The sequence below is a fragment of the Leptolyngbya sp. GB1-A1 genome (assembly GCF_039962475.1).
Classification (GTDB): Bacteria; Cyanobacteriota; Cyanobacteriia; order Elainellales; family Elainellaceae; genus Leptolyngbya_A.
The window spans coordinates 127,768-151,860 of sequence record NZ_JAMPLI010000012.1 but is presented as its reverse complement, the minus strand read 5'-3'; the positions used below and the strand labels follow the sequence as shown (position 1 = coordinate 151,860).

The 24,093-nt window shown below is 50.9% G+C and carries 21 protein-coding genes and 2 pseudogenes; 14 read left to right on the top strand and 9 right to left on the bottom strand.

All coding sequences use genetic code 11. The features are described 5' to 3' along the window. Positions 1 to 205 (bottom strand): annotated as a pseudogene (locus NDI45_RS14395) (photosystem II D2 protein (photosystem q(a) protein)); the annotation flags it as partial. 288 nt (positions 206 to 493) lie between these two features. Here NDI45_RS14395 and NDI45_RS14390 point away from each other — a divergent pair. The 5 genes from NDI45_RS14390 to NDI45_RS14370 all read left to right on the top strand — a co-directional run bounded on the left by NDI45_RS14390 (position 494) and on the right by NDI45_RS14370 (position 7,377). After that, positions 494 to 1,066, top strand: a complete 573-nt coding sequence (locus NDI45_RS14390) for a photosystem I assembly protein Ycf4 (protein WP_348247734.1) — start codon at positions 494 to 496, stop codon at positions 1,064 to 1,066. 210 nt (positions 1,067 to 1,276) lie between these two features. Further along, positions 1,277 to 2,053 (top strand): peptidylprolyl isomerase, encoded by a 777-nt coding sequence (locus NDI45_RS14385; protein WP_190793114.1) that lies wholly within the window; start codon positions 1,277 to 1,279, stop codon positions 2,051 to 2,053. A gap of 465 nt (positions 2,054 to 2,518) precedes the next feature. Beyond that, positions 2,519 to 4,378 (top strand): NAD(P)H-quinone oxidoreductase subunit F, encoded by a 1,860-nt coding sequence (locus NDI45_RS14380; protein WP_348247733.1) that lies wholly within the window; start codon positions 2,519 to 2,521, stop codon positions 4,376 to 4,378. A gap of 55 nt (positions 4,379 to 4,433) precedes the next feature. Then, positions 4,434 to 5,960, top strand: coding sequence for an NADH-quinone oxidoreductase subunit M (locus NDI45_RS14375; RefSeq protein ID WP_348247732.1), 1,527 nt, complete (start codon positions 4,434 to 4,436; stop codon positions 5,958 to 5,960). 100 nt (positions 5,961 to 6,060) lie between these two features. Further along, the gene (locus tag NDI45_RS14370; protein WP_348247731.1) at positions 6,061 to 7,377 is read left to right on the top strand and encodes a CO2 hydration protein; all 1,317 of its coding nucleotides are present in this window, start codon (positions 6,061 to 6,063) and stop codon (positions 7,375 to 7,377) included. 276 nt (positions 7,378 to 7,653) lie between these two features. Here NDI45_RS14370 and NDI45_RS14365 read toward each other — a convergent pair whose 3' ends face one another. After that, complete coding sequence (locus NDI45_RS14365; RefSeq protein ID WP_348247730.1) at positions 7,654 to 8,091, bottom strand: DUF4079 domain-containing protein; 438 nt, start codon at positions 8,089 to 8,091, stop codon at positions 7,654 to 7,656. Between NDI45_RS14365 and NDI45_RS14360 the strand changes: the two genes are divergently transcribed. From NDI45_RS14360 to NDI45_RS14335, 6 genes are all read left to right on the top strand, one after another. Further along, positions 8,042 to 8,197 carry a hypothetical protein gene (locus NDI45_RS14360; protein WP_348247739.1) on the top strand — a complete coding sequence of 52 codons (156 nt, stop codon included), beginning with the start codon at positions 8,042 to 8,044 and terminating at the stop codon, positions 8,195 to 8,197. The two genes, NDI45_RS14365 and NDI45_RS14360, sit on opposite strands and share 50 nt — an antisense overlap. Before the next feature lie 227 nt (positions 8,198 to 8,424). Then, positions 8,425 to 9,216 carry a fasciclin domain-containing protein gene (locus NDI45_RS14355; RefSeq protein WP_199296687.1) on the top strand — a complete coding sequence of 264 codons (792 nt, stop codon included), beginning with the start codon at positions 8,425 to 8,427 and terminating at the stop codon, positions 9,214 to 9,216. A gap of 653 nt (positions 9,217 to 9,869) precedes the next feature. Next, positions 9,870 to 10,853, top strand: coding sequence for a hypothetical protein (locus tag NDI45_RS14350; RefSeq protein ID WP_190793119.1), 984 nt, complete (start codon positions 9,870 to 9,872; stop codon positions 10,851 to 10,853). A gap of 142 nt (positions 10,854 to 10,995) precedes the next feature. Further along, positions 10,996 to 11,316, top strand: coding sequence for a hypothetical protein (locus NDI45_RS14345; protein WP_348247729.1), 321 nt, complete (start codon positions 10,996 to 10,998; stop codon positions 11,314 to 11,316). A 260-nt stretch (positions 11,317 to 11,576) separates the two neighbouring features. Then, the gene (locus tag NDI45_RS14340) at positions 11,577 to 12,263 is read left to right on the top strand and encodes a methyltransferase domain-containing protein (RefSeq protein WP_348247728.1); all 687 of its coding nucleotides are present in this window, start codon (positions 11,577 to 11,579) and stop codon (positions 12,261 to 12,263) included. Positions 12,264 to 12,541: 278 nt separating this feature from the next. After that, entirely contained in the window at positions 12,542 to 15,436 is a 2,895-nt protein-coding gene (locus NDI45_RS14335; RefSeq protein WP_348247727.1) for a tetratricopeptide repeat protein, read from the top strand. A gap of 151 nt (positions 15,437 to 15,587) precedes the next feature. Here NDI45_RS14335 and NDI45_RS14330 read toward each other — a convergent pair. Next, positions 15,588 to 15,761, bottom strand: a pseudogene (locus NDI45_RS14330) (restriction endonuclease); the annotation flags it as partial. A gap of 263 nt (positions 15,762 to 16,024) precedes the next feature. Between NDI45_RS14330 and NDI45_RS14325 the strand changes: the two are divergent. Then, entirely contained in the window at positions 16,025 to 17,656 is a 1,632-nt protein-coding gene (locus tag NDI45_RS14325; protein WP_348247738.1) for a sodium:proton antiporter, read from the top strand. Here the strand turns inward: NDI45_RS14325 and NDI45_RS14320 are convergent. Both NDI45_RS14320 and NDI45_RS14315 read right to left on the bottom strand, forming a co-directional pair. Next, on the bottom strand, positions 17,613 to 18,329 hold the full coding sequence (locus NDI45_RS14320) for a TrkA family potassium uptake protein (RefSeq protein ID WP_348247726.1): 717 nt from the start codon (positions 18,327 to 18,329) through the stop codon (positions 17,613 to 17,615). The two genes, NDI45_RS14325 and NDI45_RS14320, sit on opposite strands and share 44 nt — an antisense overlap. 117 nt (positions 18,330 to 18,446) lie before the next feature. Then, positions 18,447 to 19,223 (bottom strand): Crp/Fnr family transcriptional regulator, encoded by a 777-nt coding sequence (locus NDI45_RS14315; protein WP_348247725.1) that lies wholly within the window; start codon positions 19,221 to 19,223, stop codon positions 18,447 to 18,449. 173 nt (positions 19,224 to 19,396) lie between these two features. On the opposite strand from NDI45_RS14315, the gene NDI45_RS14310 reads away from it, so the two are divergent. Further along, positions 19,397 to 19,807 carry a response regulator gene (locus NDI45_RS14310; RefSeq protein ID WP_348247724.1) on the top strand — a complete coding sequence of 137 codons (411 nt, stop codon included), beginning with the start codon at positions 19,397 to 19,399 and terminating at the stop codon, positions 19,805 to 19,807. A gap of 72 nt (positions 19,808 to 19,879) precedes the next feature. Here the strand turns inward: NDI45_RS14310 and NDI45_RS14305 are convergent, their stop codons facing one another. After that, the gene (locus NDI45_RS14305; protein WP_348247723.1) at positions 19,880 to 20,074 is read right to left on the bottom strand and encodes a hypothetical protein; all 195 of its coding nucleotides are present in this window, start codon (positions 20,072 to 20,074) and stop codon (positions 19,880 to 19,882) included. Positions 20,075 to 20,411: 337 nt separating this feature from the next. Here NDI45_RS14305 and NDI45_RS14300 point away from each other — a divergent pair, with 337 nt between their 5' ends. Continuing rightward, positions 20,412 to 20,651, top strand: a complete 240-nt coding sequence (locus NDI45_RS14300; protein WP_190792176.1) for a hypothetical protein — start codon at positions 20,412 to 20,414, stop codon at positions 20,649 to 20,651. 410 nt (positions 20,652 to 21,061) lie between these two features. On the opposite strand, the gene malQ is transcribed toward NDI45_RS14300, so the two are convergent. The 3 genes from malQ to NDI45_RS14285 all read right to left on the bottom strand — a co-directional run bounded on the left by malQ (position 21,062) and on the right by NDI45_RS14285 (position 23,693). Next, positions 21,062 to 22,573, bottom strand: a complete 1,512-nt coding sequence (gene malQ / locus NDI45_RS14295; protein ID WP_348247722.1) for a 4-alpha-glucanotransferase — start codon at positions 22,571 to 22,573, stop codon at positions 21,062 to 21,064. Positions 22,574 to 22,855: 282 nt separating this feature from the next. Continuing rightward, positions 22,856 to 23,203 (bottom strand): BMC domain-containing protein, encoded by a 348-nt coding sequence (locus tag NDI45_RS14290; RefSeq protein WP_190793691.1) that lies wholly within the window; start codon positions 23,201 to 23,203, stop codon positions 22,856 to 22,858. 175 nt (positions 23,204 to 23,378) lie between these two features. Continuing rightward, the gene (locus tag NDI45_RS14285) at positions 23,379 to 23,693 is read right to left on the bottom strand and encodes a carbon dioxide-concentrating mechanism protein CcmK (protein WP_190793692.1); all 315 of its coding nucleotides are present in this window, start codon (positions 23,691 to 23,693) and stop codon (positions 23,379 to 23,381) included. Positions 23,694 to 24,093 lie beyond the last annotated feature (400 nt).

Sequence of the window (24,093 nt, the reverse complement as noted above, 5' to 3'; positions counted from 1 at the left end):
AGAGCAGCAGTCCTGACCAGCCGATGAAAACGAATCTGTCGCGCTTCAGCCAGTCGTCGACGGTGTCGAACCATCCTCGCTGGGCTTGTGCGCGCCCCATTGCTATGGTCATTTCATATCCTCTTAATATGAGATCAGATCCATTCGATCGCTTAACAAGCTTACCTGGTTCAGGATGCTGAGCGATCGAGGAAACCTTGAACATGAGTCGTTGATACCGAGAACAGCAAACGCTCTCTCGTATCTCTATCGCAGTGCGTAAGCATTAATGCTTATACATTCTGAGATAGGACTTAATGTTTCTATATGATAGGGAGATATCAAAAATTTTACAATCTGATACGTGATCGTCTCAGAAAGTCTCCCCGGTCTAAATGGATCGTTCAAGCGTTTACTGATTCGATTTTACAGGGATTCTGATCCCTCGATCGCAGAGATACGGTGGATCAGCCTACCTTTGATACCCTTCTTTACCTTTGGACAAACTAAGCTCATGGCTGCAACAACCGCATCCAAAAATGAGAACAACTTGATTCTTCGTCAATCGGTCTTGGGCGCACGCCGCTTTAGCAACTATTTCTGGGCGGCAGTTTCGACGATTGGCGGAGCAGGTTTTCTGTTTTCAAGCATTTCTAGCTACACAAAAGTTAATCTTCTTCCTTTCTCTGACCCCACTCAGCTCGTCTTTATTCCGCAGGGAATTGCAATGGGCTTTTACGGCATTGCCGGACTCCTGCTAGGAACCTATCTCTGGCTGATTGTTTATTGGGATGTTGGTGGCGGGTATAACGAATTTAATCGGCAAACCGGAACTGCAATCCTGTTTCGGTCGGGCTTTCCAGGCAAGAATCGCCGCATCGAGCTGACCTACCCACTCGAAGACATTCAGGCGATTCGCGTCGAAATTCGCGAAGGCATCAGCCCTAAACGTGCTCTCTACCTGCGTATTAAGGGCAAAGGCGATCTGCCGCTTACCCGCGTTGGCCAACCCCTATCCTTGAAGGAATTGGAAAATCAGGGCGCAGAACTGGCTCGCTTCCTCGCCGTACCTCTGGAGGGACTTTAAAGCTTGCGCGCGTTGATTAATTTGTAAATTGTTGGAGTGAGAATCTAGCTTATCTAGTTTTAGGGGGTAGCTCGCTTGCCCGCCCAATTGGTGAGAGGCATCCTGTCGACTAGCGCAGACGAGGAAGCTCACCTCAACGAAATGACAAGTTATACAATTTCTGTTCCTAAGCCAGATAATGGCCTAGGACTACAAAGAATCGTGAAACTCATGGATATTCGATTTCGTCGCTGGTTAACCGCCTTTTTGCTGGGTGGGGTAATGCTACTGGCAAACTGTGCGGGTCAGAATCAAACTCAAGAGTCTGTTTCAAGTGCCAGCCCCTCGCCTACGGGAACGACTACACCTGCCTCGACTCCCTCTGGTGCAGCCGTTAGTCCACAGTTCAGCAACTTACCGCGCCTCAATGGGGAAGCAACGGTCGAAATGGTGGTGAAAGGTTCTCCGATCGTCATCCGAATCGATGGCGCAAATGCTCCGATTACAGCCGGAAACTTTGTTGATCTCGTCAATCGGCAAGTTTACGACGGCTTGGCGTTTCATCGGGTGGTGCGGGAGCCTCAGCCTTTTGTGGTGCAGGGCGGCGACCCACAAAGCAAAGACCCTGCGTTTCCTGTCAATCGATTGGGAACGGGTGGATTCACCGACCCCGCAACGAACCAGGAGCGGCAGATTCCGCTAGAAATTAAGCCAGATGGGACTGGTCAGCCTGTTTATAGCAAAACGCTTGAAACGGCTGGGGTCACAGCAAAACCTGTCTTGCGCCATACTCGTGGGGCAGTGGCAATGGCACGTTCTGCTCTACCTGACTCGGCTTCGTCTCAGTTTTACATTGCGCTGGATGACCTGACTTTTCTGGATGGCAGCTATGCGGTATTTGGCTCTGTAACGAGCGGGATGGAAGTCGTCGACCAGATTCAGCAGGGCGATCGAATTACTTCAGCAAAAGTAACGGCTGGGTTGGAAAACCTGCAGCCTGCTCGCTAGCAGCCCTGATATTGCTGTAGAAGTCATCAAAGAAATTATCAGACCTTGAGTTAATTGTGCTCTCTGGAAAACCCGGAGAGTTTTTTATGAGAAGTTTTCAGCAGTCCTGCAAAAAAGAACAGTGGATTAAGATAATCTGAGTCTCATATTCGGTCAAAAGCAGGACGCCGAAATAAATGTTTGATCGGCTGAACATTTGATTGGCTGAGCAAAAGACCTGTCTGAGAGGCGTGTTAAGCAAAGTTAAGCCCATTTGCCTAGTAACGTTTGCCTTTGCTTATAGAACTTTTTAGATACCGTTATCAACGAATGGGTTTTCCGGGGGAAAGCCTTAGGCTAGTATTAAGGATAGATTTTTTCTGATACCTCAAACAGCTTTCATAAGGCTATTTCTATTAACCAGATTAATTCTGGGTATTGCTGGAACGGATGAGTTAACCCTAGCGTGCCTACAGGACGGTACTGATGACCCAGCTTCTTGCTGAAACCGCTTGGTTTATTCCTTGCTATCCCCTGGTGGGAATGCTTTTGTCCATTGTTTGGTTTCCGTCGATTACTCGGCGGACTGGACCACGACCTGCGGGCTACGTCAACGCAATCACAACCTTCGTGGCGTTCCTGCACGGTGTTTTGGCACTGTCTGTACTTTTGGAGCAGCCGCCAATTCAACTCAGCTTACCCTGGCTTCAGGTTGCCGGCTTAAACTTAACGATTCCCGTCGAAATTTCTGCGTTAACAGTCGGGGCAACGGTACTGATTACTGGGCTGAACTTTCTGGCGCAAATCTATGGAGTGGGCTATCTGGAAATGGACTGGGGCTGGGCACGGTTCTACTCGTTGCTCGCTTTGTTTGAAGCAGGCATGTCCGCCCTGGTGCTGTGTGACTCCCTATTCTTCAGCTACATCATTCTGGAGATCCTGACGCTGGGAACTTACCTCCTCGTTGGCTTCTGGTTTAATCAGTCGCTGGTGGTGACTGGGGCACGCGATGCGTTTTTGACCAAGCGAGTCGGCGATTTGTTTCTGCTGATGGGCGTACTGGCAATCTTTCCGCTGGCTGGAACCTGGGATTTTGATGAGCTGGCAGTTTGGGCACAAACAGCAAACGTTGATCCGACCGTGGCGGCGCTGGTGGGCCTGGCACTCCTGGCAGGCCCGATGGGCAAATGTGCTCAGTTTCCACTGCACCTCTGGCTGGATGAAGCGATGGAAGGTCCGTTCCCCAGCACGATTTTGAGAAACTCTGTGGTCGTGGCAACGGGTGCCTGGGTGATGATTAAACTGGAGCCTATTTTTGCCCTGTCCCCAATCGTCCTCAATGCAGCGATCGCAATCGGTGCGGTTTCAGCGATCGGCGGTACGCTCATCTCGATGGCACAAGTTGACATCAAGCGGGCTTTTTCTTATCTGGTAACTGCCTACATGGGCGTGGTGTTTATCGCGGTCGGGGCACAGCAATCCGAAGCCGCGCTGCTGATCGTGTTTACTCATGCGCTGGGCATGGCGGCGATCGTGGCAAGCTGCGGGTCGATCGTTCTCAACAACATTACGCAGGATTTGACTCAGCTGGGCGGACTCTGGAAAAAGCGTCCGGTTACGGGACTGTCATTTATTGCAGGTGCAACTGGGCTAATCGCGCTGCCGCCGCTGGGTGGATTCTGGGCAATGCTGAAACTGGTGGACGGTTTGTGGCAAACGAGTTCCTGGCTGGTTGGGCTGGTGCTGCTGATTAATGGCTTGGCTGCCTTTAGCCTGACTCGGACGTTTGGGCTAATCTTTGCGAACCAGGAACAGCCAATGACGGTTCGATCGCCCGAAAACCTGTGGGCAGTCACGCTGCCGATGACAATCTTCGCGGGGTTCGCGCTGCATGTGCCCGTACTGCTGCAAGCTTTTGATCTGCTGCCAAGCTGGGCTGAAATCAGCAAAGATGTTGCTTTGATGCTGACCTGGTCGAGCATTTTTGGTTTGAGCATTGGCTGGGTGGTTTACATCAGCAATTACGTCAAAAAGCCCGTTCGTCTGCCCTCGAAGGCACTGCAAGATCTCTTTGCCTACGACTTCTACACGCCGAAGCTTTATCGATCGAGTGTGGTCGGCAGCGTGGATATTGTGTCTCGCATCACAGACTGGTTCGATCGCTATCTGGTTGATGGATTGGTCAACCTGGTCGGGCTGTCTTCGATCTTCGGCGGCGAAACGCTCAAGTATGGCAACTCGGGTCAGACTCAGTTTTATGTACTGACGATCGCCTTCGGTTTAGTTCTGATTGCACTTTTAGCAAGCTGGTCGTTCCTGTCTGAGCTCACGATCGGCATTGGGTAATTCTTTTTGGGTAATTTTCTCTGACTCCTAAACCTTACTCTTGTAATCCCTCGCTATGCTAAGTGCCCTCATCTGGCTTCCGATCGCTGGTGCATTGGTCATCAGCCTGCTGCCAAGCAAGTACACTTCTTCTCAAGTTCGCTCCAGTGCGTTGGCGATCTCGCTTATCAATCTGCTCTGGACAGTCTGGATTCTGACCCAGTTTGACATTACCCAATCCGGATTTCAGTTTCGGGAGTTTCTGCCCTGGATTACTCCCTTGGGACTGAACTATGAACTGGGCGTGGACGGAGTTTCGGTAGTGTTGCTGGCACTGAATAGCCTGTTGACCCTGGTTGCGATTTTTAGCAGCAGTGAAAACACAGAGCGTCCAAAACTGCTCTATGTCATGATGCTGCTGGTGAATGGTGGTGTTTCAGGCGCATTCCTCGCACAAAACCTGATGCTGTTTTTCCTGTTCTACGAACTGGAGCTCATTCCCTTCTTCCTGATGATTTCGATCTGGGGTGGGGCAAAGCGTAGCTATGCAGCAGTCAAATTCCTGCTCTTTACGGCCGTTTCTGGTGCCCTGGTTCTGGTGAGCTTTCTGGGACTGGTCTGGCTCTCTGGCGCGTCTGATTTCTCTTACCAATCGGTACTGGGGCAGGCGTTGCCGATCGGCTCTCAGGTCTTGCTGCTGGGGTTAATGCTGGTTGGTTTTGGCATCAAGATTCCGCTTGTTCCCTTCCATACCTGGCTACCGGATACCTATGTTGAAGCGTCTTCTCCAGTCGCGATTCTGCTAGGGGGTGTTTTTGCAAAGCTGGGAACCTACGGCCTGGTGCGATTCGGGATGGGATTGTTCCCAGAAGCGTGGGCGCAGCTCTCTCCTTTTCTGGCAACCTGGGCAGCCGTAAGCATTCTCTACGGAGCTTTGGCGGCGATCGCTCAAAAGGATATCAAGCGAATGGTGGCGTATAGCTCGATCGGACACATGGGCTATGTGCTGTTAGGTGCGGCTGCCTTGACTCCGCTCGCCCTGGTCGGAGCAGTAGGACAAATGGTGGCGCATGGCTTGATTCTGGCGATTTTGTTTCATCTGGTAGGGGTCGTGGAAGTGAAAGCGGGTACCCGCGACCTGGATGTGCTGAACGGTCTGCTGAATCCGATTCGCGGCTTGCCCTCGATTAGTTCGCTGCTGATTCTGGCCGGCATGGCGAGTGCTGGGATTCCGGGATTAGCGGGCTTCATCGCGGAGTTTCTAGTTTTCCAGGGAACCTACTCTGTCTTTCCGGTGCAAACGCTGGTCGCGGTTCTGGGAACTGCGCTCACCGCAGTCTATTTTGTAATTCTGTTGAACCGCACCTGCTTCGGCAAACTGGATAACTCGACAGCGTACTTTCCGCAGGTCACGACAAGTGAGAAGTTCCCGGCTCTGGTTCTGGCAGTTTTGATTTTGTTCCTGGGCTTGCAGCCAAGCTGGTTGGTGCGCTGGACAGAAGCGACGACAACCGCTCTGGTGGCTACCGTTCCAACTCCGACCCAGCAGTTGGCAACGAGCGAGCGATTTTTAGACCTGAATAACCTGGAACTGAATAACTAGTCGGTTATGGAGCATTCTCGCTGCACCTGGGCAAAGGGAATGTCTCTTGAAGAGATTCAAAGTGATTCTAAACCTCTACGCTTTCACCCTCTCACCGCTTATGACTGCAACTATTCTTCCCCCAGTTTCTACGCCTTCGCCAAAGCTCCCGCCCTCAAATCATGAGTTTGCTGAGGTCATTCATCGACTCGAAGCGGGTGGGGCAATGCTGCCGGATACGCCAGAAAACCTGATGCAAATCATTGGGCTGTATAAGGCTTACGCCGTACCAATGGATTTCTACTGGCGCGACCTGCTGTATATTGCCGAGCACGTTTTTCTCGATCCGCTGCCGTTCTTCAAGTACTTTATTTCGCAGGAATATCTCGATCGCCAAAATCACTACGCGGGCGATGAGGCAGACCTGAGAATCTGGCGCGGCACAGGCTCCGCTCACCCAGAACTGCTAGAGTTTATCCAGAAAGGCGAACTCAAATCCAAGCTGCCGCGCATTTTCCATCACTGGTATCACGATCGGATCAACATGGAGTTTGCCGAAGAGTGTATGCGGGCAATGTTCTGGCACGGTCGTGATATAGGCATGGGCTTGTTTGATGCCTACCTCGACAGCGACGAGTACAAGCAAAACGCCGATCGCGCCATCCAAGCGTACTTCAAGAAAAATCCAGCGATGCTGGGACTGTACAAGCTGTTCCCGGATATGTTCCTGGAGCAGTGCCGTCAGATGTCCTACTACGCAAACCTGGGGCTATTTTGGGAAATCATGGCTCCGGTGTTCTTTGAAATGTCGGATTTGTACGACGAAGGCAAAATCGCTAGCGTCCCCGACGCGATGAACTTCCTGATTAACGGAATTTTTGCGATCGCAGGTCGCCCCATTTACCATCACGTTTACATCGACGGCGAGTGCTACGAAATCATCCCGAAATCGAAGGGCTTTATGTGGCTGTATGAAGCGGCACTGCCCTATGTAGAAGCCGTATTCTACCGCACCTCGCCGTTCCGGGGCACGAAGTCTTACAACGCGCAGGCAGGACAGGTTCCCCTAGAGCAGAAAGACTTCCACTATGGCGTGCTGTACGCAGACAAATTCCCGGTCGGTACGGCTGGCATCCCGCCGACGCTGCTAGCTCAGGATATGCTGCACTTCCTGCCGCAGTACTTGGTGGACTACTATCAGCAGTTCTGTCGCGGCGAAGACGATATGCTGGTGCAGCTAGCGGTGAGCTTCCAGCGATCGATGTACTGCGTAACTTCTGCAGTCATTCAAGCACTACGCGAAGCACTGCTGTATCCGCTAGATGACCCGAATCCGAAGCACCTGATGGCAAACCGGAAGTTCTTTGAAGCGCAGATGGATCGGTTTAAGCGTCCTGAAGCACAGCTCCGGCGCATTCAGACGCAGAACTATCGCTAAGCAAGATCTCTCCTGTCAGGCAGTACGCTGGTCAACACTCTTACGCTGGCCAACACTCTACAGTGAATGACAATTTCAATGGCAATCCGGGTATGGGAAACCATGCCCTTTTTTGTTTGCCCTTTTTGTTTGCGGTTGATTGCCCAAACTGTCCCCCATTTTGCGAGTAATCGAGCTAATCATTCTGGCTTTCAAAGTCCCCTGAAGCTAGCAGGAGCAGGCAAAGAAGCAACCCACGGGGGCGATACAGAACCTTTGATACAGCTCAAATATTCCCTAGGGCAAATATTTTTGCACCACGTCCCAGCCAGTCCAGGTAACGATCGCAAATGCCAGCAGCAGCACCAGATTCGTCCCCAGATGTAGCCCCCTTGCCCAGGGACGATCGACATTAATCTGGGTTGCACTCCAGGCAGAAAGCAGCGTCAGACCGACAACAATCAAGCCCGCAGGCAAATGGCTGGAATGCCCCAAACTGCCGTAATGCCCGATCGTGCCTACTAAGCCGATCGCCAGCAGCAGCAGCACCAGAAACACCATTGTGCCGCCGATCGTAAAGTGAACGGGACGCAGCCACCCTGGACGAACTTGAGGGGTTTGACGGCTGACAAATAGCCAGCTTCCAGTCAGACTCAGCAACAGATAAGCAAAGAGGGATAGACCCATGGACCAGGCAGCAGCACGCCAGAGCCAAATAAAAGAAGGAAGATTCAAGGAAAGCGTCTCGAAGCAACGTTCCTATTATCGCTATATCAATCCTGCCTTGCTTAACCTAACTGTTTTTTCCAGACAATTTGCTGCCGAAAATCTCGTCAGTTAGTCGAAAGACAAAAATGAATGGGAGAAGCGATCGGCATTGGTTAGGGACGATTGGTCATTGGTTATTGGTCAATAGTCATTGATCATGCGACTTAAGTCTCGCTCTGGGTATAAATCAAGAGGCGATCGACCACAGGAGGGGAATAGCTCCAAAGACAGACGGCGGAGAAAAATGCGCTCTTTAAGGTGAAGAAAGATTTCACCCGAATTGACAGGAGAAGAGAGGAAATGCATTTCAAATCCCAACTTCGCTTTGCGACAATCGCCGCTGCAACCTTGACTGGATTGGTTGCTTTTAGCCCCGCTCAGGCACAAACAACCAGCAGTCCTAGTCAGTCGCCGATCCAAACGACCCCACCTGGTACAACGACCACGCCTGGAGCAGCGACTACCCCTGGCACAATGACCATGCCAGGCACAATGACCATGCCAGGCACGATGACTACGCCCGGAGCAACAACCCAACCCGGAGTCGGTACAGGCGCGGGCATTTCGACTCCTGGAGCCAACACTCCTTCCACCAGCACCACTCCCGCAACCAGACCTGCACCTGCCCCTCAAGCAAATACTGGTAATACAGGAGTCACTTCGCTGCTGCAACAAGCTTCTTCTGCAGGCACATTTAATACGCTGGCTCGTGCAGTGCAGGCGGCAGGAGTAGCAAACGCAATTCCGTCAACAGGTGGACAATTCACAATCTTTGCTCCGACCGATGAAGCCTTTTCAGCCCTCCCTGCTGGAACTCTAGAAAAACTGCTTCAACCCGAAAACCAGGCATTGCTGCGTCAGGTGCTGGCTTATCACGTTGTTCCTGGTGAGGTGACTTCTCAGGAGCTACAAACCGGAGTTGTCGATACCCTGGGTGGCGGTATCGCAGTGCGAGTTGCGGATGGTCGCATTATTGTGAATGATGGAAGCGTAATTCAGCCTGACATTCAAGCAGCGAACGGCGTAATTCACGTTGTTAACCGAGTTTTGCTGCCTGAACAACTACGTCAGCAGATTACTTCCCTTCAGTAGATTTGGTCCTCAGTAAATTTAGCCTTCAGTAACTTTGGGGCGATCGCGAGTAATTTGAAGATCGTTTTGTGGGGGACATGGGCAGCAGAAAGGTTTACTTAAGCCATCTACTCTGCGGATTGTCCCCTACATTGCCTTTGACAAAATTGCCTTTGACAAAATTTAGCGGAATTGCAGTCATTAAAAATGGTTCCGATAAAGGGTTCTTGTAAGTGTTTCGCTTATCCATAGAGCATCAGAACATTCCCTTTTTGTAGCACCGTTTTTAGCGTAGCTTCGGATTATTTTTTTCTTGTATAGTTCTTATTCTGGTAAGCCTCCCACTACGGAGGAAAGTTTTGCCAGAGTGCGATTATCCTATGGTGTTTATCCTGGGGTGTTTATCTTATCGTGAAGCTTGAGCGGGTTGAAGGTTGACCTGTTTCTTTTGACGCACCCGTGGTGCATTAAATTTCATTCCTGAGGTCAGCCCTGGATTGGGAACGAACTATTAGACTGCGAGTAACGTTACGTTTGTATATCGAATTCTATAAATCTGTAAATCTATTCGTTATTAATTTGCTTCCGCTACTTGCTGTGTTTCGTGACTGCGATCGTTTCGATCGAACTGTGTATTCTGCCCCTTTCGTTAAACGATAATCAGGAAAGACATAATGAAATCACCGCTTTACAGTCTCATTGGTTTCGCAAGCGTTGGAACTGTTCTTGTCGCTTTAACGCTGCCTGCCGCTGCTCAAACCTTCACCGGGAGTGGCAGCATTGGAACACCCGGATTTGGCTCTACAGGGGTTGGTGTTAGCCCAGGAACGACTTCGACTGGGATTCCCCTTTCTCCATTTGGTAGCAGCGTTTCAGGAACCGTTAACGGCATCCCTCAAAGCAATTTTGGAACGATCGTCACTCCGGGAACGGGCAGCACCTCAACCTTTGGCGTTCCGAATTCAGCGTTTGGTACTCCTGCCACTACAGGGACGATCGGCACAACGGGTCTACCGGGTACAACAGTCAACGGAGGGCAGCTCGGAACGACTCAGACTGGCATCTCAACGACCACAGGCTCTTCAACGATAACCGGAACACTGGGAACAAACGGCTTTCCGACAAACACTGCTCCGCTTGGTCCAACGTCGACCAGCACTTTTGGCGTACCTAGCTTCAGCGCACCGACCTTTGGCGCACCTGCCGGAACCACGAATTTTGGGACGCAAGGGGTGGTTACGCCTGGAACACAGTCTGGATTTGGAACACAGCCTGGATTCGGAACACAGCCTGGATTCGGAACACAGTCTGGATTTGGAACCCAAGGAGTTGTTACGCCTGGAACTGGAACAAGCACCAGCACCCAAGGATTTGGAACCCAAGGCGTTCAATCAGGCATTAACTCAGGAGTACAGGGCGTTCAATCAGGGGTTGGCACATCGGGTTTTGGAGCACAAGGGGCTGGAGCGGCAGGCTTTGCTGCGCCTGGAGTAAACAGTTCAACAAGCACACTGGGCAATGGAAATTCGGTGAATAGCGGATTCAACACTAATGGGTTTTCAGGACAATCGGGAACAAGTTTCACATCGCCTGGAGTAAGCTCAGGAGCACAGACGACACCTGCTGGAGTTACAAGCGGAACAACGTTTGTGCGATAGCGACAAGAACGATCGGGTTACGTCAAAAGGCACAGGCTTTCATTCCTTCAGTCAGTTCACCCTGAATACAGGTGCAAGAGCCAATTCAAGCAAAGATTTTGTTTTGACAGCACCCATCGGACATTTAAATTGGAGCATGAGCATGGCAGATCAATCACTGCAAGCAATGGATCTCGATGCGACGATCGCAGCCCTTCAGCAGGGAGTAACGTCGATTCCACTTGATGAAGCGATCGCGATTATTGAAACATGGCAAAGTCAACTGCAAGGACACGATCTCGCAGAAGACCTGGGCGAATTAAAAGCCGCTCTGCAAAACGGTAACTCGGGTGAGATCGCTAAATTGTTGATTGATATCGGCGAAGATGCTTCTGGGGCTTCCAGCATCGCTCCTAGCGAGGTCATGCCTAGGCTTCAACAGCTTGGTCAAGTGCTTTATCAGGCAGGTCATGCAATTAAATAGCTTGATTTGTGACGTTCTCTAATCATGAGGGGCTTAAAGCCCCTTTTTTAATGCCTGGATACAAGTTCGAGCAAGCTTGAGCAAAAATGAATTTCGATCGCTTTAGCCTATCCCCAGTCGCGATCGCTATATAATTCGTCGTAATAATGCAGGCAGGAAAGTGGTTTCAATCAACAATTTTTGATCAAAGCATGACTCACCCCACCATTCCTAAACCTGTCCTCGTTCGATTACACCCAGCCTTGAGTGAGAAGAAATCGATGAACAAGCAAGCCTTGAGGAAAGCAGGCACGATTATCGGTGGAATTGCACTGCTGGCTGTCCCTGGTTATCAGGTTGGATCATTTGCGGCAGCGCAGGCAGGTCGGATAATTCCCGTTCAGGCTCTGACGACTCCGGGTGAAGCGGCTCCGCAGGCTGAGGGATCTCAAGAGGAATCTCAATCTGAAGAACCGCTTGAAGCTCCCTATGTCCCGACTCCTCAAGTTGTGGTTGACCAGATGCTTGCAATGGCAGATATAGGACCAGACGATGTGATTTACGATTTGGGAAGCGGCGATGGCAGAGTGGTAATTACCGCCGCACAACAGTTTGGCGCAAGAGGGGTTGGGATCGAGATTGATGCAGAACTGGTGGCTCAGGCGACGGCAAATGCCCAAGCGGCAGGGGTAAGCGATCGAGTCCAGTTTCGCGAAGAGGATCTATTTACCGCAGACTTTCGCGATGCCACGGTCGTAACGCTTTACCTGTTGCCCGACGTCAATCTGCGCCTGCGCCCAATTTTGCTGACCCAGCTTAAGCCCGGGACCCGCATTATTTCTCACAGTTTTGATATGGGCGACTGGAAGCCTGAAGAAATCGAAGTTGTGCGTGGACCGAGCAAGCTGCACATTCTCTATAAATGGACGGTTCCCGAAGTTGTTCCGCCGGAACTGCTGGCTCCTTAAAGCGATGCTTAAACTGCCTTCCATCATTCAAACTCCGCCAAAATTGGGTGATTTAGGAGCAGCACAGCACCTCTGAGACGAATCCAATCCCTTCCCCCCAGCTCCTCACTCCCTTCATCGACCCATCCACTCATCTCTCCATTCGCCCCCAACCAAGATTCCTGCCGCAAGGGGAGCGATTTTGATTACCCTTGAGTAGGTAGACGATCGCACATACCTTATATAAAACAAAGTACCGATTGACCGGGAGACAGGGGCAAGTCCTGATGAGCAAGCCGATGACATTTTGGGGATGGGGTTCGCGCAGTGGCGTAGTGCTGTCAACGTTTTTGCTGTGGCTGGGGTGGCTATCCCCAGGAGCAGTGCAGGCGCAGCCATCTCGCAGGCAAATCCTGATATCAGCCGAGCCTGCGAATCTCACCCTGGCGCAAGCCCTGAGTCCCACCGAGCAGCAGGAACTCGAGCGCCTCAGGCAGGTGAACCAGACGGCAACGCTCTTTAATATCATGCTCGGCGTTTTGGCGGCTCTGCTGGCGGCAGCTCTGATTGGGCTGTATTTGTTGAGGCGATCGGTCTTACAAGAAGTGACGGCGATCGTGAAGTCCCACATTCAGGAACTTGATGACCTGGAGCGGCAGATCGGCAAAGCAAAGAACGAAGTGCAGCGGCTCCTGAAAGACTACGAAAACTATGCAGGCGACCTGGGCGAAGATGCGGAGGCGTTTCAACACGAGATCGAGGCAAAGCGCAGCGCACTGTCCCAGCTTATGGCGGACGCTTCCCAGCGCAAACATGAATTGCTAAACGGCATGGAACAGCAGCTTCTTGTTGCACAGCGCAGGCTAGAGGAGATAGAGACGGACTTTGCAAATCAGATTGCCGAGCTTCAGCTCAACGTGCAGTCGCAGAAAGATTTGTCGCTGCAAACGCTATCCGCATCCGAGGCAGAATTCGCAGCAAGAATTAGTCAGTATCAGTCGATCGCCCAGGAACACAAAGAGGGAACGCTTCAGCAGTTCAGCGATCTGGTGGCAGAGCTTTCGCCTTACTTAAGTGAATTGCGAACCAATGCCCGATTGCAGGTTGACCAGGAAAAATCCAATATTATCGAGGGCATCCGGCAGCAGCAGTCTCAGTTTGTCGGGCAGTTTGCTCAAATTCAGGACGACATTAACGATCGCAAGAATCAGCTTTTTGACAGTCTGGAAAAACTGCGGCTCGATGTCACGTTTCAGTTGGCACAGCTTCAGGCAGACACTCAAGCACAGCGCGATGCAATTCGGCAAACGCTGGAACAGCTTTATAGCGAACTGTCTACCCAGCGATCGAACCTGGAATCGGAAATTCGGGCACAGCAGGACAACATTCGCCGCAATCTGAGTCAGCTCACCACCGATTTTGCCGATCAGCGATCGGCATGGCAGGCAGAAGCACAAACGCAGCAAAACCAGCTCCGGCAAAACCTGGAACGGCTAGAGGCAGAACTTGAAGGCAGAATTCGCGAACTCGAACTCGATGCCCAGCTTCAGCGAGACGGCATTCAGCGTAATCTGGCTCAATTGGATGCCGTGTTAGCGACTCAGCAGCAAACCCTGGAAGCCATTTCCCAGGCAAAACAAGTAGACTTGCAGCGCATTTTCACCCAGATCGAAGCCGAACTGTCCCAAAAGCAAAGCGGCCTGGAGATAGAAGCACAAAACAAACAAGCCGAACTCCAGCAGATCCTCGATCGCATCGATGCCGAATTCACGACCCAGCGCACCGACTTCCAGGTCGATACCCAGGCGAAACGGGAAGAACTGCGCCAAACGATCGCCCAACTCACCAGCGATATTAGCGACCAGCTCAACCAGATTCCCGCTACGGTTCAGGAACAGCGCGACCAGATTTTGGGCAACCTGGAGCGGGCAGAAACCGATTTACTCAACCAGTTTGCCACCCTCAAAGGAGACGTGCAGGGACAGCGTGATCGCCTGCGGCAAAACCTCGATCGCCTCGAAGCCCGCCTTGGTGAACAGGTCGATCGCTTCCAGGGCGATGCGGAATCTCAGCGACAGACAGCCTTGCAATCCCTGCGGCAAATCGAGGCAGAAGTGGCGGCACAGTTGCGATCGATCCAGTCAGAAGCGCAGGTACAAAAAGATCAGATTCTTCGCCGACTGGCAGAGCTTTCGCCCCAGTTTGTCGCCGAGTCTTTTGTGGCAGACGTACGGCAGAATATCCAGACGCTCACCGAGCAACTCAATCTGCTGCGGTCGACCCAGCCCGAACTGTTCATGCGTCCCGAAGACTATGTGCAGCAGGGCAATGACCTACTTGCTGCTGAACGCTATGCCGATGCGATCACGTCCTATGACAAAGCACTGGCCTCCCTGCCTAACCAAGCCGAAGTCTGGTTCAACCGGGGACGGGCACTCGAAGAACTCCAGCGATACGACGAGGCACTGTCTACCTACGATCGCGTGACCAAACTCCAGCCTGCCAACGCAATCGCCTGGTATCACCAGGGCATTGTGCTGCGCGAATTGAAACAGTCCGATGCGGCTCTGGCAGTGTTCGATCGATCCGTGACGCTGCAATCCCAGGATCACAAAGCCTGGCTGAATCGCGGCGTTACGCTAAATCGGATGAAACGCTACGAGGAAGCCCTCACGTCGTTTGATAAAGCCCTGGAAATCAAGCCCGACTACACTGAAGCCCTAATCAATCGCGGCGTGGTCTTGGGGGCACTTCAGCGATCGGAGGAAGCCTTCAACGCCTTTGATCGGGCAACCCAACTCGACCCTGAAGACGCAAAGGCATGGCTGAATCGCGGTTTAGCACTCCTGGAAATGGAACGCTATCAGGAATGCGTCGATTCCCTGGAAAAAGCAACTGACCTCCAGCCCAATAACGCTAAAGCCTGGGACAGTCGTGGCTATGCCCTGCTGCAACTCGGACGCGACAAAGAAGCCCTGGCAAACTTCAACCGCGCCATTAAAGCCAAACCCGAATACGCTAGTGCCTACTACAACAAGTCCACCTGCTACGCGGTTCAGGGCGAAGCGGAGCTGGCTTTAGAGAATTTGCGTTTGGCGATCGAACTCAACCCCCGCTACCGTAAGGAAGCCAAAAGCGATCCAAGTTTTACCGAACTCTCACGGGAAGCTGGCTTCAAAGATCTAACGGATTAGAAGAAATCGGCGAACTACCCCCTAATTCTGAGGGAACCAAGCCAATGCAGACACTCCTTTTGCGATCGGAAGACTTCAAGTTTCAAAATTCTCCAACTTGGGGGAAGCTAGGGCGAATGCAACACCTCTGCAACTTTTCTAAAAGTCTCAGTCAAATTCTCGCAAACCAATCTTCATTAACCTCAACCGACTCAATCATTGTTATCTTTACCCCCAATCCCAATTCTTTTAATCGTTGAACGAGTTGTTCTCCATCAATTAAGTCGATCGGCGGTGTATCATCTCTGATTGCTTCTTCGATCGCATCTTTGGTAAATGTCCCGGTATTGCTACACCGGATGAGCTGGAATACATTACTGTGGCCGATATAGATTAAGTAGTTCAGCATAGGCGTCGAAGATTTGCCATCTACGTCATGCTATCGATCGTTCCAACTCAATAGACCTAAACAAGATTCAGCGAAAGCTCTCTTAGGCAAGCAATTTCTGCCCTTCATACAATTTGCAGTTGAGCCTACAGCAAAGCGAACTGTCTCTTGTAGACTCTAACGGTAGCCAGTTCCTCAATTTGTGTGAGGCAGTGGATTTATTGAGAGGAGGATCAGTAATGGAATGGATTTTGGCGCAACAAACTCTCTCAGACAGTAATCCAGTTTTAGAGAGCCAATCCGCAGGAGCCATTCCGGAGCTCGTGATCATCTTGATCATTTTGCTGATGATCGCAACAGTGGTTGCGCTTGTCACCCAGCGTCTGCGAATTCCCTACGTAACAGGCTTGGTGTTGGCAGGTTTGCCCATTACGGATGTTTTATCGCGTCGAATTGGTTTAGACCCGTCTTTAGTTTTAAATCTTTTCCTCCCGATTCTGATTTTTGAAGCGGCAATTAATACCGATATCAGTCGGCTACGCAGCACTTTTAAGCCGATCGCCCTTCTAGCAGGTCCGGGTTCGGTTTTTTCCTCGGCAATTATTGCAGTTTTGGTGCGATGGGGGTTGGGGTTGGACTGGATTCCCGCAATACTGATCGGAGTTATTCTGGCAAACACAGATACAGTTTCGATGATTGCCGTCTTTAAGGAAATCCGTGTGCCCTCCCGACTATCCACCATTGTGGAAGGAGAAACGCTGTTCAATGATGCGGCTGCCCTGGTGTCCTTCAACTTAATTCTGGTCATTTATACAACAGGGACACTCACCGCGGCAGAAGGAATCAGGGAATTGCTCGTGGTCGCCCTTGGCGGAGCGATCGTGGGAGCGATTTTGGGCTACTTGAGTCTGCCCATCTTTGTCCGACTCAACGATCCCTTGAGTAGCCTGCTGCTGACCGTTGCCTTAGCCTTAGGAACGTTTCAGATTGGGCAATTTCTGGGAGTATCGGGTGCGGTAGCCGTCGTAATTGCCGGACTCATTTTTGGCAATCTTGGGTTGCCTCGCAGTTCGTCTGCATCCGATCGCATTACCCTACTCAGTTTTTGGGAATACGCTGGCTTCGGAGTCAACACATTTATTTTTCTGTTGATTGGCATTGAAATTAACCTGCTGACGCTGTGGCAAATCCTGCCGTCGATTCTGCTAGGGATTCTGGCATATCAACTGGGACGGATTCTCTCGGTTTATTTACTGCTGACGGGACTGCGCTGGTTCGATCGCCCAATTCCCCTGCCCTGGCAGCACGTTCTGTTTCTGGGAAACATCAAAGGATCTTTGTCGATGGCACTGGCATTGAGTATTCCACTAAGCTTACCGGGACGAGACAATATCATTGCACTGGTCTTTGGCGCGGTGCTGTTCTCGCTAGTCGGACAAGGATTAAGCCTGCCCTGGCTGGTCAAGCGGCTCAAGATCACCCGTGTTTCGGATGTGATGCAACAAGCAGGAAAGCTGCAAATTCAGCTCATTGGGGCAAAGGCGGCTCAAGACGAACTGGATAGTTTACTAAAATCGGGCGTATTGCCTAAAGCCGTTTACGAAGAACTGTGGGCATCCTATCAGGCACGAGTGGCAGAGTCCGAGCGGATACTGCGCAACTTTCATAATCAGTATCGGGCAGGACAACTGAAGAGCGATCGCAGTGGGCTAGATGCCATTCGGCGGCGATTGCTGCTGGCAGAAAAGGGAGCCGTAAGTGATGCCCTTCGCAAGCGAATCATCCCGGAAGATTTGGTGCAGCCCTACATCAAAGATTTGGATGAGAAACTTCTATCGTTGGAAGATGACTAGCCTGAATACCCAGGTAATCAATCATGGGGTGAACAAGTTCTGGGCGGGTGACAACCAGGATGGTCGAACCTGCTTCAAGGACAGTATTCCCATTGGGAATTTCTAGATTGGCACAGGCATGGCACTGGTAGCCAATGATTAGCGAACCTGTAGGAAAGCGCGGGTCTTGAGCCACTTGAGCCACGGTAAGACCTGCAACATAGCAGCCACTTGGAACCGGAAGCTTCAGGACTTCGACCTGCCCCTGCTCAAAGTGCATCATCGATTCTACTTCGGGATATTCGATCGCGTTTGCCATGGTGGCAACAGCTAAATCAACCGTGCTGATAATATGGCTGGCTTGAGCCAAGCGATAGGCTTCCAGAAATTCGCGATCGCGCATTCGCACCACGATGTGGGAAATGCCATAGCTTCTAGATAGGGTAATTAACGCCAAATTGAGCGCGTCATTTCTCAGAGCAGCAACAACTGCGTTTGCTTGTTGAATCCCGGCTTCAAGAAGAACCGTGGTGCTGACGGCACTGCCTTCAAATGCCATGACTCCAATTTTCTCTCGGGCAAAGCGGCAGGCAAGTGGGTCCACATCAATAATTGCGACGGTATGACCAAGTTTGAGCAACTGCTGGGCTAAACTCAACCCCATCATTCCTGCACCACCAATTAAGACGTACATAGTGAATCGACATCTGAAGAATGAACATTACAGATGTAGCACGATCGGCAGAGCAGTTCTCACGCCAAGCTTCACCCCAAAACCCATCTACTCACATTCATCCTCTTTCCCATCTCCTCATTCCCCGTTCCCTCTACCCTCACTCGCTCCCCGAATCTTTCCATAACACTCACACACTACCCCCTCCAACCCCGATCGATCCAAAATTTCCATCTGTCCCCGCCGATAGCGAATCAGGTTCGATCGCTGAAGCTGTGCCGCAATCACACTGACTGTTGCACGTCGTACACCCAGCATTTGCGCCAGGGATGCCTGAGTCAGGGGAAACTGTCCCTCCCCCACGCGATCCTGAGTCATCATCAGCCAGCGGCAGAGGCGTTGCTCGATCGAATGAAGGCGATCGCAGGCGGCAAGCTGAGTCACCTGGTCAAATAATGCCTGAGCATAACGCTGAAGCTGGTGATACAGCAATCCTCGCTGCTCGATTTCAGCTCTCAGGATTTCTGTCGGAAGCCGCAATGCCTCACCGGGAATTTGCACCATTGCCCGACCGGGAACCTGATTTACGCCCAGCAAAATGGGGAGACCGACGATGCCTTCTCGCCCCACGGTTGCCACTTCGATCGCCGCTCCGGCTTCCATCACGGTTAGCAGCGACACTACACAGTTGAGCGGAAAGTAAGCCCACTCGATGCACTGGTCTGCATCATATAAAATTTGCTGCGCCTCCAGGTGAACGGATTCGAGATGAAGCGAAATGCGTTCCCGATCTTCTGAAGAGAGGACACAGAAGAGATGATTGCAGCCTGCGACCCGCAAATTAAGCGATGCGGAACAGTTCTCCCTTTGAGGTAATCGCAGTTCTTCCTGCGGACGATCGGACCCAAACCTCATGCAATTTCTGCAAGTTAATGCTCTTCAATGTTTGCGAAATGAATTTTAGCAATCGCAGACTTAATTTTAAGAAAAGTTAAGAAAAATCACAGATTTATAACGCATTCAGAAGATTCGCTCGCCAAAATCGCCTATGCTAGTCCTATCACCTGTGTACGAAACCGTACATAATCATGCACTATCGATCGTTTGACGCTTCGCGCAACTCTGAAGGAACTGCTGCCTTTCACATTCTGGTTGTAGATGACTTTCTAGACGTTCTCTCGCTGCTAAAAATTGTCCTAGAAACAGAGGGATATCAGGTTTCAGTTGCCCGCGATGGCAAGTTTGCCTTATCCCTTATTCAAGCATCGCCACCCGATTTGGTGTTATTAGACGTTGGAATGCCGGGCATTAGCGGTTATGAAGTCACGCGGCAAATTCGGCAATGTCCCAGACTGAAATATTTGCCGATTATTCTTTTCACAGGCTGCACGGATGAAAGCGATCGAGAAGAAGCTTTAGCAGCAGGCGCAAACGATTTTGTCAGCAAGCCGATCGCGATTGCAGAACTGCTGTGTAAGGTGCGAATGCTTTGCGGCTAAACGATCGGCTGGGTCAGAAACTGTTCAAGATGCTTTACGACAAGTCTTAAGGCGTTACTCCTCAAACAATTCTTAGGAAACGACTCTAAGCTCCTCTGGCAACAGCGACAGCAATACTTCTTCCTGCTCGACTTTAACAATCCATCGACCTGTTAACTGCCCATCCTGCACCAGTTCAGGCGTGAGAATCTTGCCAAATTTTCCGGCGACGTAATCCGGTTGGAGGATCTCGACTCGATCGCCTACTCGAATTTCTTGTTCAGTCACCCCTGAGTTCGTTTATCTCTATCGTGTCTACAAGGCAGGTGTATAACCTTCTCTTAACCTTACAGCGAAAGATGTGTCTCGTTAAAAAAATTAGGCTGAAGAAATAAAAGCGTTCTCTTGCCCAGGCTGCTCAGGCATAGGGACTATTCCGGTTCTGCTATTTGGAATACATCTCATCTCTTCTTAACTTACCCAGATTGATGGATTGTCAAGTAGGTGTCACATTTCTTAAGCTAAAGGAAAGTTGAGTTAGTCAGGCTTCGAGCGCTCATTCAAGTCTTTTGTAACTCACGAATTATCCAATCGCTTTTATCTTTACTTACAAAGGAGCAGAACAATGCATACCGAGAATCCCTTAGATTTAATGCCCTTCCTTGCAAATTTAAGAAGTGGTCTCTGGCTGCTCGGTTTGTCCTCCTGGATTTTTGGCATTCTCGATCGCAGCTTTGCCTCCTTCGCCGATGGCTACATTTCCGCGATCGACATTGCTCAGATTGCAACAGCTTCTTTCTTCTTCGTAAGCTGGATGCTGCTTAAGCCTGCCTCCGCTAAGCTGACTTCCCGGAGTGCTGAATAGTCAAGAGCTACAGTCTTTATCTGCTTCAGCATTTGTTTAGCGCAGCGTTAAGCGGCTCCTACGAGTCTTTGAACGGCTTCGGGGCTACAAATGTGCGCCTGGGCTGGAGTGTTCTAGGGCTTTGATCGATCGTCCTGATGCAGCAAATGATAGTCAAAGAATTGGCATAGTGCCCTTTTCTGCTAACACGACCATTGCAGTCCTGCCTGCTCGGCTTGCTGGCTCAGACACTTGCTTTTGATCGCACCATTCCAGCAACCCCTGAGAGCGTGAAGTGCGCTGAATCAAAATACACCCTTCAACTAAAACTTAAATCAGAATTTCAATCGGAACTGCGGGGAGCGTCATCGCATCTGAGGTATTGTTAAGGCGATTGGTTCTTAAGTGAAATTAAGTTTTAGCGATTGAAATCACGAGTTTTCGTCGTGCCGCAGCCGCCCATATAGCTCAGTGAAATAGCGCAGCCGTCCCGTCAGTTCTGGGGTAAGCGCACCGTACCAGTATCGCCAGTTCCAATTTCCTTCTTGCTGGCTAGGTGCATTCATCCGGGCATCGCTGTCTAGTCCCAGAAGATCCTGCAGTGGAAGAATTGCTTGGTTTGCCACCGTACCAAACGCCAACCGAATTAAATCCCAGTGGATGCCATCCTGGCTAGTGCAGCCGAGATAGCGAATGACGCGCTGCTGCTCTTCGTGAGAGCGTTTGTAGAACCAGCCGACGGTCGTATCGTTATCGTGCGTTCCAGTGTAAACAATGCAGTTGCGCGGATAGTTAAACGGCAAATAGGGATTTCCTGGGTCTGAGTCAAAGGCAAAGTGCAGGATCTTCATGCCGGGAAAGTCAAAATCGTCTCGCAATGCCTCGACCTCAGGCGTAATCATGCCCAGATCTTCAGCCACGATCGGCAAACCGCCCAACTCCTGCCGTAATCGCTGGAAGAACTCCCGTCCGGGTGCTTTAACCCATTCGCCATTGATCGCAGTTGTTTCATGCCCTGGAACTGCCCAATACGCTTCAAAGGCGCGGAAGTGATCGATTCGCACCAGATCCACCAGATCAAACAAAGACTTAAATCGCTGAATCCACCAGGCAAAATCTTCTTTTTGAAGCTGCTCCCAGTCGTAAATCGGATTGCCCCAGAGCTGACCCGTCGTGCTGAAATAGTCGGGTGGCACACCTGCCACGAGCGTCGGCTTTTTCGTTGCTTCGTCCAGACAGAAAAACTGTGGATAGGACCAAACATCGGAGCTGTCAAACGACACATAAATAGGCACATCGCCCATAATGCGAATGCCTTTCTCGTTGGCGTGTTGCTTCAGTGCCGACCACTGCCGGAAGAACTGAAACTGCATGAACTTATGAAAAAATACCTCCGAAGAGAGCCTGTCGCGCCATTGCTCGATCGCTTCCGGTTGGCGATTAGCGATCGACTCTTCCCAGGTGTTCCAGCCTGCGCCCTCATGAGCATCTTTCAAAGCGCGAAACAGGGCATAGTCTTCCAGCCAGTCGGCTTTGTCCTGACAAAACTGGTCAAATGCCTTGAGCTGATCGGGGTCTGCCTGATTCTGAAACGCTTCGCAAGCTTTTCGCAGCAGGGGCATTTTGACGTGATGCACCCAGCCAAAATCGACTTTTTGCGGAAACTCCGGCAGTCCTTCAAAGTCTTGTTCGCTCAGCAGTCCATCTTCTTTGAGGCGATCGGGACTGATCAGCAGCGGATTTCCTGCCATCGCTGAGAATGCCAGATAGGGCGAATCTCCGTATCCGGTCGGTCCTAGAGGGAGAATTTGCCAAATGCGCTGTCCAGCTTGCGCCAAAAAATCGATAAACTCGTAAGCCGAACCGCCCAAATCGCCAATTCCAAAGCGGCTGGGAAACGAAGTCGGATGCAGCAGAATTCCACTTTCTCTAGGGAAGGACATAGCCGGATTAAAAAGGAAAAACAGAAGGAATAGGCAAATTAGCAAAAAACCAACCAGAAAAATCAGTGCAAAGCAGACCATTCCGGAGGGTTGCTAACTCCCTAATCTTGCCGATCGCAGGAAAATCAGGAATCTGTCTAGAGGAACATGATGCGCTTAGAGTAAATTTATCAAATTACGGATTAAATCAAATTTGCCCCAGTTCGTTGAACGCGCCTGGAGCATTAGAATTAAGCCCTGCAAGGTACAAGTTTGAGCAGGTTATAACATAGCACTGAAATCTTAGCCGCCCGTCTGCCGCGGAATCAGCGGAACTTCAACCGAGTCGCGGAATCGCTGCACTGAGTCCGAAAACTCGATCGGCAGAACGACCTCAACGTTTTCGTGCGGACGCGGGATAATCACCCAGGATTCGAGCGAGCCGCCAAAGCAGTTTCCTGCCGCCTCAATGCCTGCTGCCATTGACTGCTTTACTTCCGAGACATCGCCACGAATAATCACGCAAAACCGGGCACTTCCGCAACGTTGATAGCCCACCAGTGTCACCCGTCCGGCTTTGACCATCGCGTCTGCGGCTGCCAAAATTCCGGGGAATCCTTTTGTTTCGAGTGCGCCAACTGCAATCGGCATCGCTTTCTCCTAGAGGTCAAATAAGGAAGGTCAAATTAAGGTCATCGAGTGGTGAAGCCACCCTATATTTTACGGGCTTTTGGTCGGCACGATCGCAATTGTTTTCATAGACTTTCACTGATGCTTTCGTCTAATCAAAGCGATAAGGAATGCAAATCTGCCCTAGCCCATTTCCCTACATCCAGCGAAATTCCTCGACCCGCTCTGTATATTGAAGCGGTAGCACTTCCACAACATTTTCGGGTGGATTTGGCACGATGTAGTACGTCACCAGCTTGCCGTTAGGAGGCGCAGTTCCAGCCGCTTCGATGCCCGCTTCCATCGCCGGACGCACCTCTGAAATCGGTCCCCGAATCGCGACGACCTGTTCTCCGCTTTCGGCAATGTCGTAGTACACGATCGTCACCCGTCCGGCTTTCACCATCGCATCTGCGGCTGCCAGAACTGCCGGAAACCCAAGTGTTTCAATTACGCCAACCGCTTGAGGCATGGTGTATTCCTCGTAATTACATTCTTATCATTACATTCTCTAAATTTTAAGATACCACTCTCCTGCTTGCGTCTTTCAGCAAATGCCTAGACAGCCCTCACCCGATTTCTGTTGCTTCTGAAGCTGAACAAATTAGTCGCGATCGCGTCATTCCAATAGAGTCTTAGCCTGTGAGCCGCATTGGGATCACGTTTGGGTCGCCTTGAGCAGTTCACGCCAGATTAGAAACCTCCTGCCAAGCTTTCTGAAACTTGCCCGATCGCTAGCCAATTCGCTCGGATTAGCCCTAGTCAGGTTTGCAGCTTGCATATATGATCTGGAAATTCTTGGTTCTTAATTTTGAAATTGATTTGAATTGACTCATTCTGCTGGAACCATTTATAGATAGCTGCTTACAGAT

Bases quoted from the DNA above. Each gene is read 5' to 3' on its own strand.
- NDI45_RS14390 (WP_348247734.1), top strand. From the start codon at position 494: ATGGCTGCAACAACCGCATCCAAAAATGAGAACAACTTGATTCTTCGT.
- NDI45_RS14340 (WP_348247728.1), top strand. From the start codon at position 11,577: ATGAACAAGCAAGCCTTGAGGAAAGCAGGCACGATTATCGGTGGAATT.
- NDI45_RS14375 (WP_348247732.1), top strand. From the start codon at position 4,434: ATGCTAAGTGCCCTCATCTGGCTTCCGATCGCTGGTGCATTGGTCATC.
- NDI45_RS14315 (WP_348247725.1), bottom strand. From the start codon at position 19,223: ATGAGGTTTGGGTCCGATCGTCCGCAGGAAGAACTGCGATTACCTCAA.
- NDI45_RS14350 (WP_190793119.1), top strand. From the start codon at position 9,870: ATGAAATCACCGCTTTACAGTCTCATTGGTTTCGCAAGCGTTGGAACT.
- NDI45_RS14285 (WP_190793692.1), bottom strand. From the start codon at position 23,693: ATGCCTCAAGCGGTTGGCGTAATTGAAACACTTGGGTTTCCGGCAGTT.
- NDI45_RS14355 (WP_199296687.1), top strand. From the start codon at position 8,425: ATGCATTTCAAATCCCAACTTCGCTTTGCGACAATCGCCGCTGCAACC.
- NDI45_RS14360 (WP_348247739.1), top strand. From the start codon at position 8,042: ATGGACCAGGCAGCAGCACGCCAGAGCCAAATAAAAGAAGGAAGATTC.
- NDI45_RS14380 (WP_348247733.1), top strand. From the start codon at position 2,519: ATGACCCAGCTTCTTGCTGAAACCGCTTGGTTTATTCCTTGCTATCCC.
- NDI45_RS14290 (WP_190793691.1), bottom strand. From the start codon at position 23,203: ATGCCGATTGCAGTTGGCGCACTCGAAACAAAAGGATTCCCCGGAATT.
- NDI45_RS14300 (WP_190792176.1), top strand. From the start codon at position 20,412: ATGCATACCGAGAATCCCTTAGATTTAATGCCCTTCCTTGCAAATTTA.
- NDI45_RS14370 (WP_348247731.1), top strand. From the start codon at position 6,061: ATGACTGCAACTATTCTTCCCCCAGTTTCTACGCCTTCGCCAAAGCTC.
- NDI45_RS14345 (WP_348247729.1), top strand. From the start codon at position 10,996: ATGGCAGATCAATCACTGCAAGCAATGGATCTCGATGCGACGATCGCA.
- malQ (WP_348247722.1), bottom strand. From the start codon at position 22,573: ATGTCCTTCCCTAGAGAAAGTGGAATTCTGCTGCATCCGACTTCGTTT.
- NDI45_RS14385 (WP_190793114.1), top strand. From the start codon at position 1,277: ATGGATATTCGATTTCGTCGCTGGTTAACCGCCTTTTTGCTGGGTGGG.
- NDI45_RS14335 (WP_348247727.1), top strand. From the start codon at position 12,542: ATGACATTTTGGGGATGGGGTTCGCGCAGTGGCGTAGTGCTGTCAACG.
- NDI45_RS14310 (WP_348247724.1), top strand. From the start codon at position 19,397: ATGCACTATCGATCGTTTGACGCTTCGCGCAACTCTGAAGGAACTGCT.
- NDI45_RS14320 (WP_348247726.1), bottom strand. From the start codon at position 18,329: ATGTACGTCTTAATTGGTGGTGCAGGAATGATGGGGTTGAGTTTAGCC.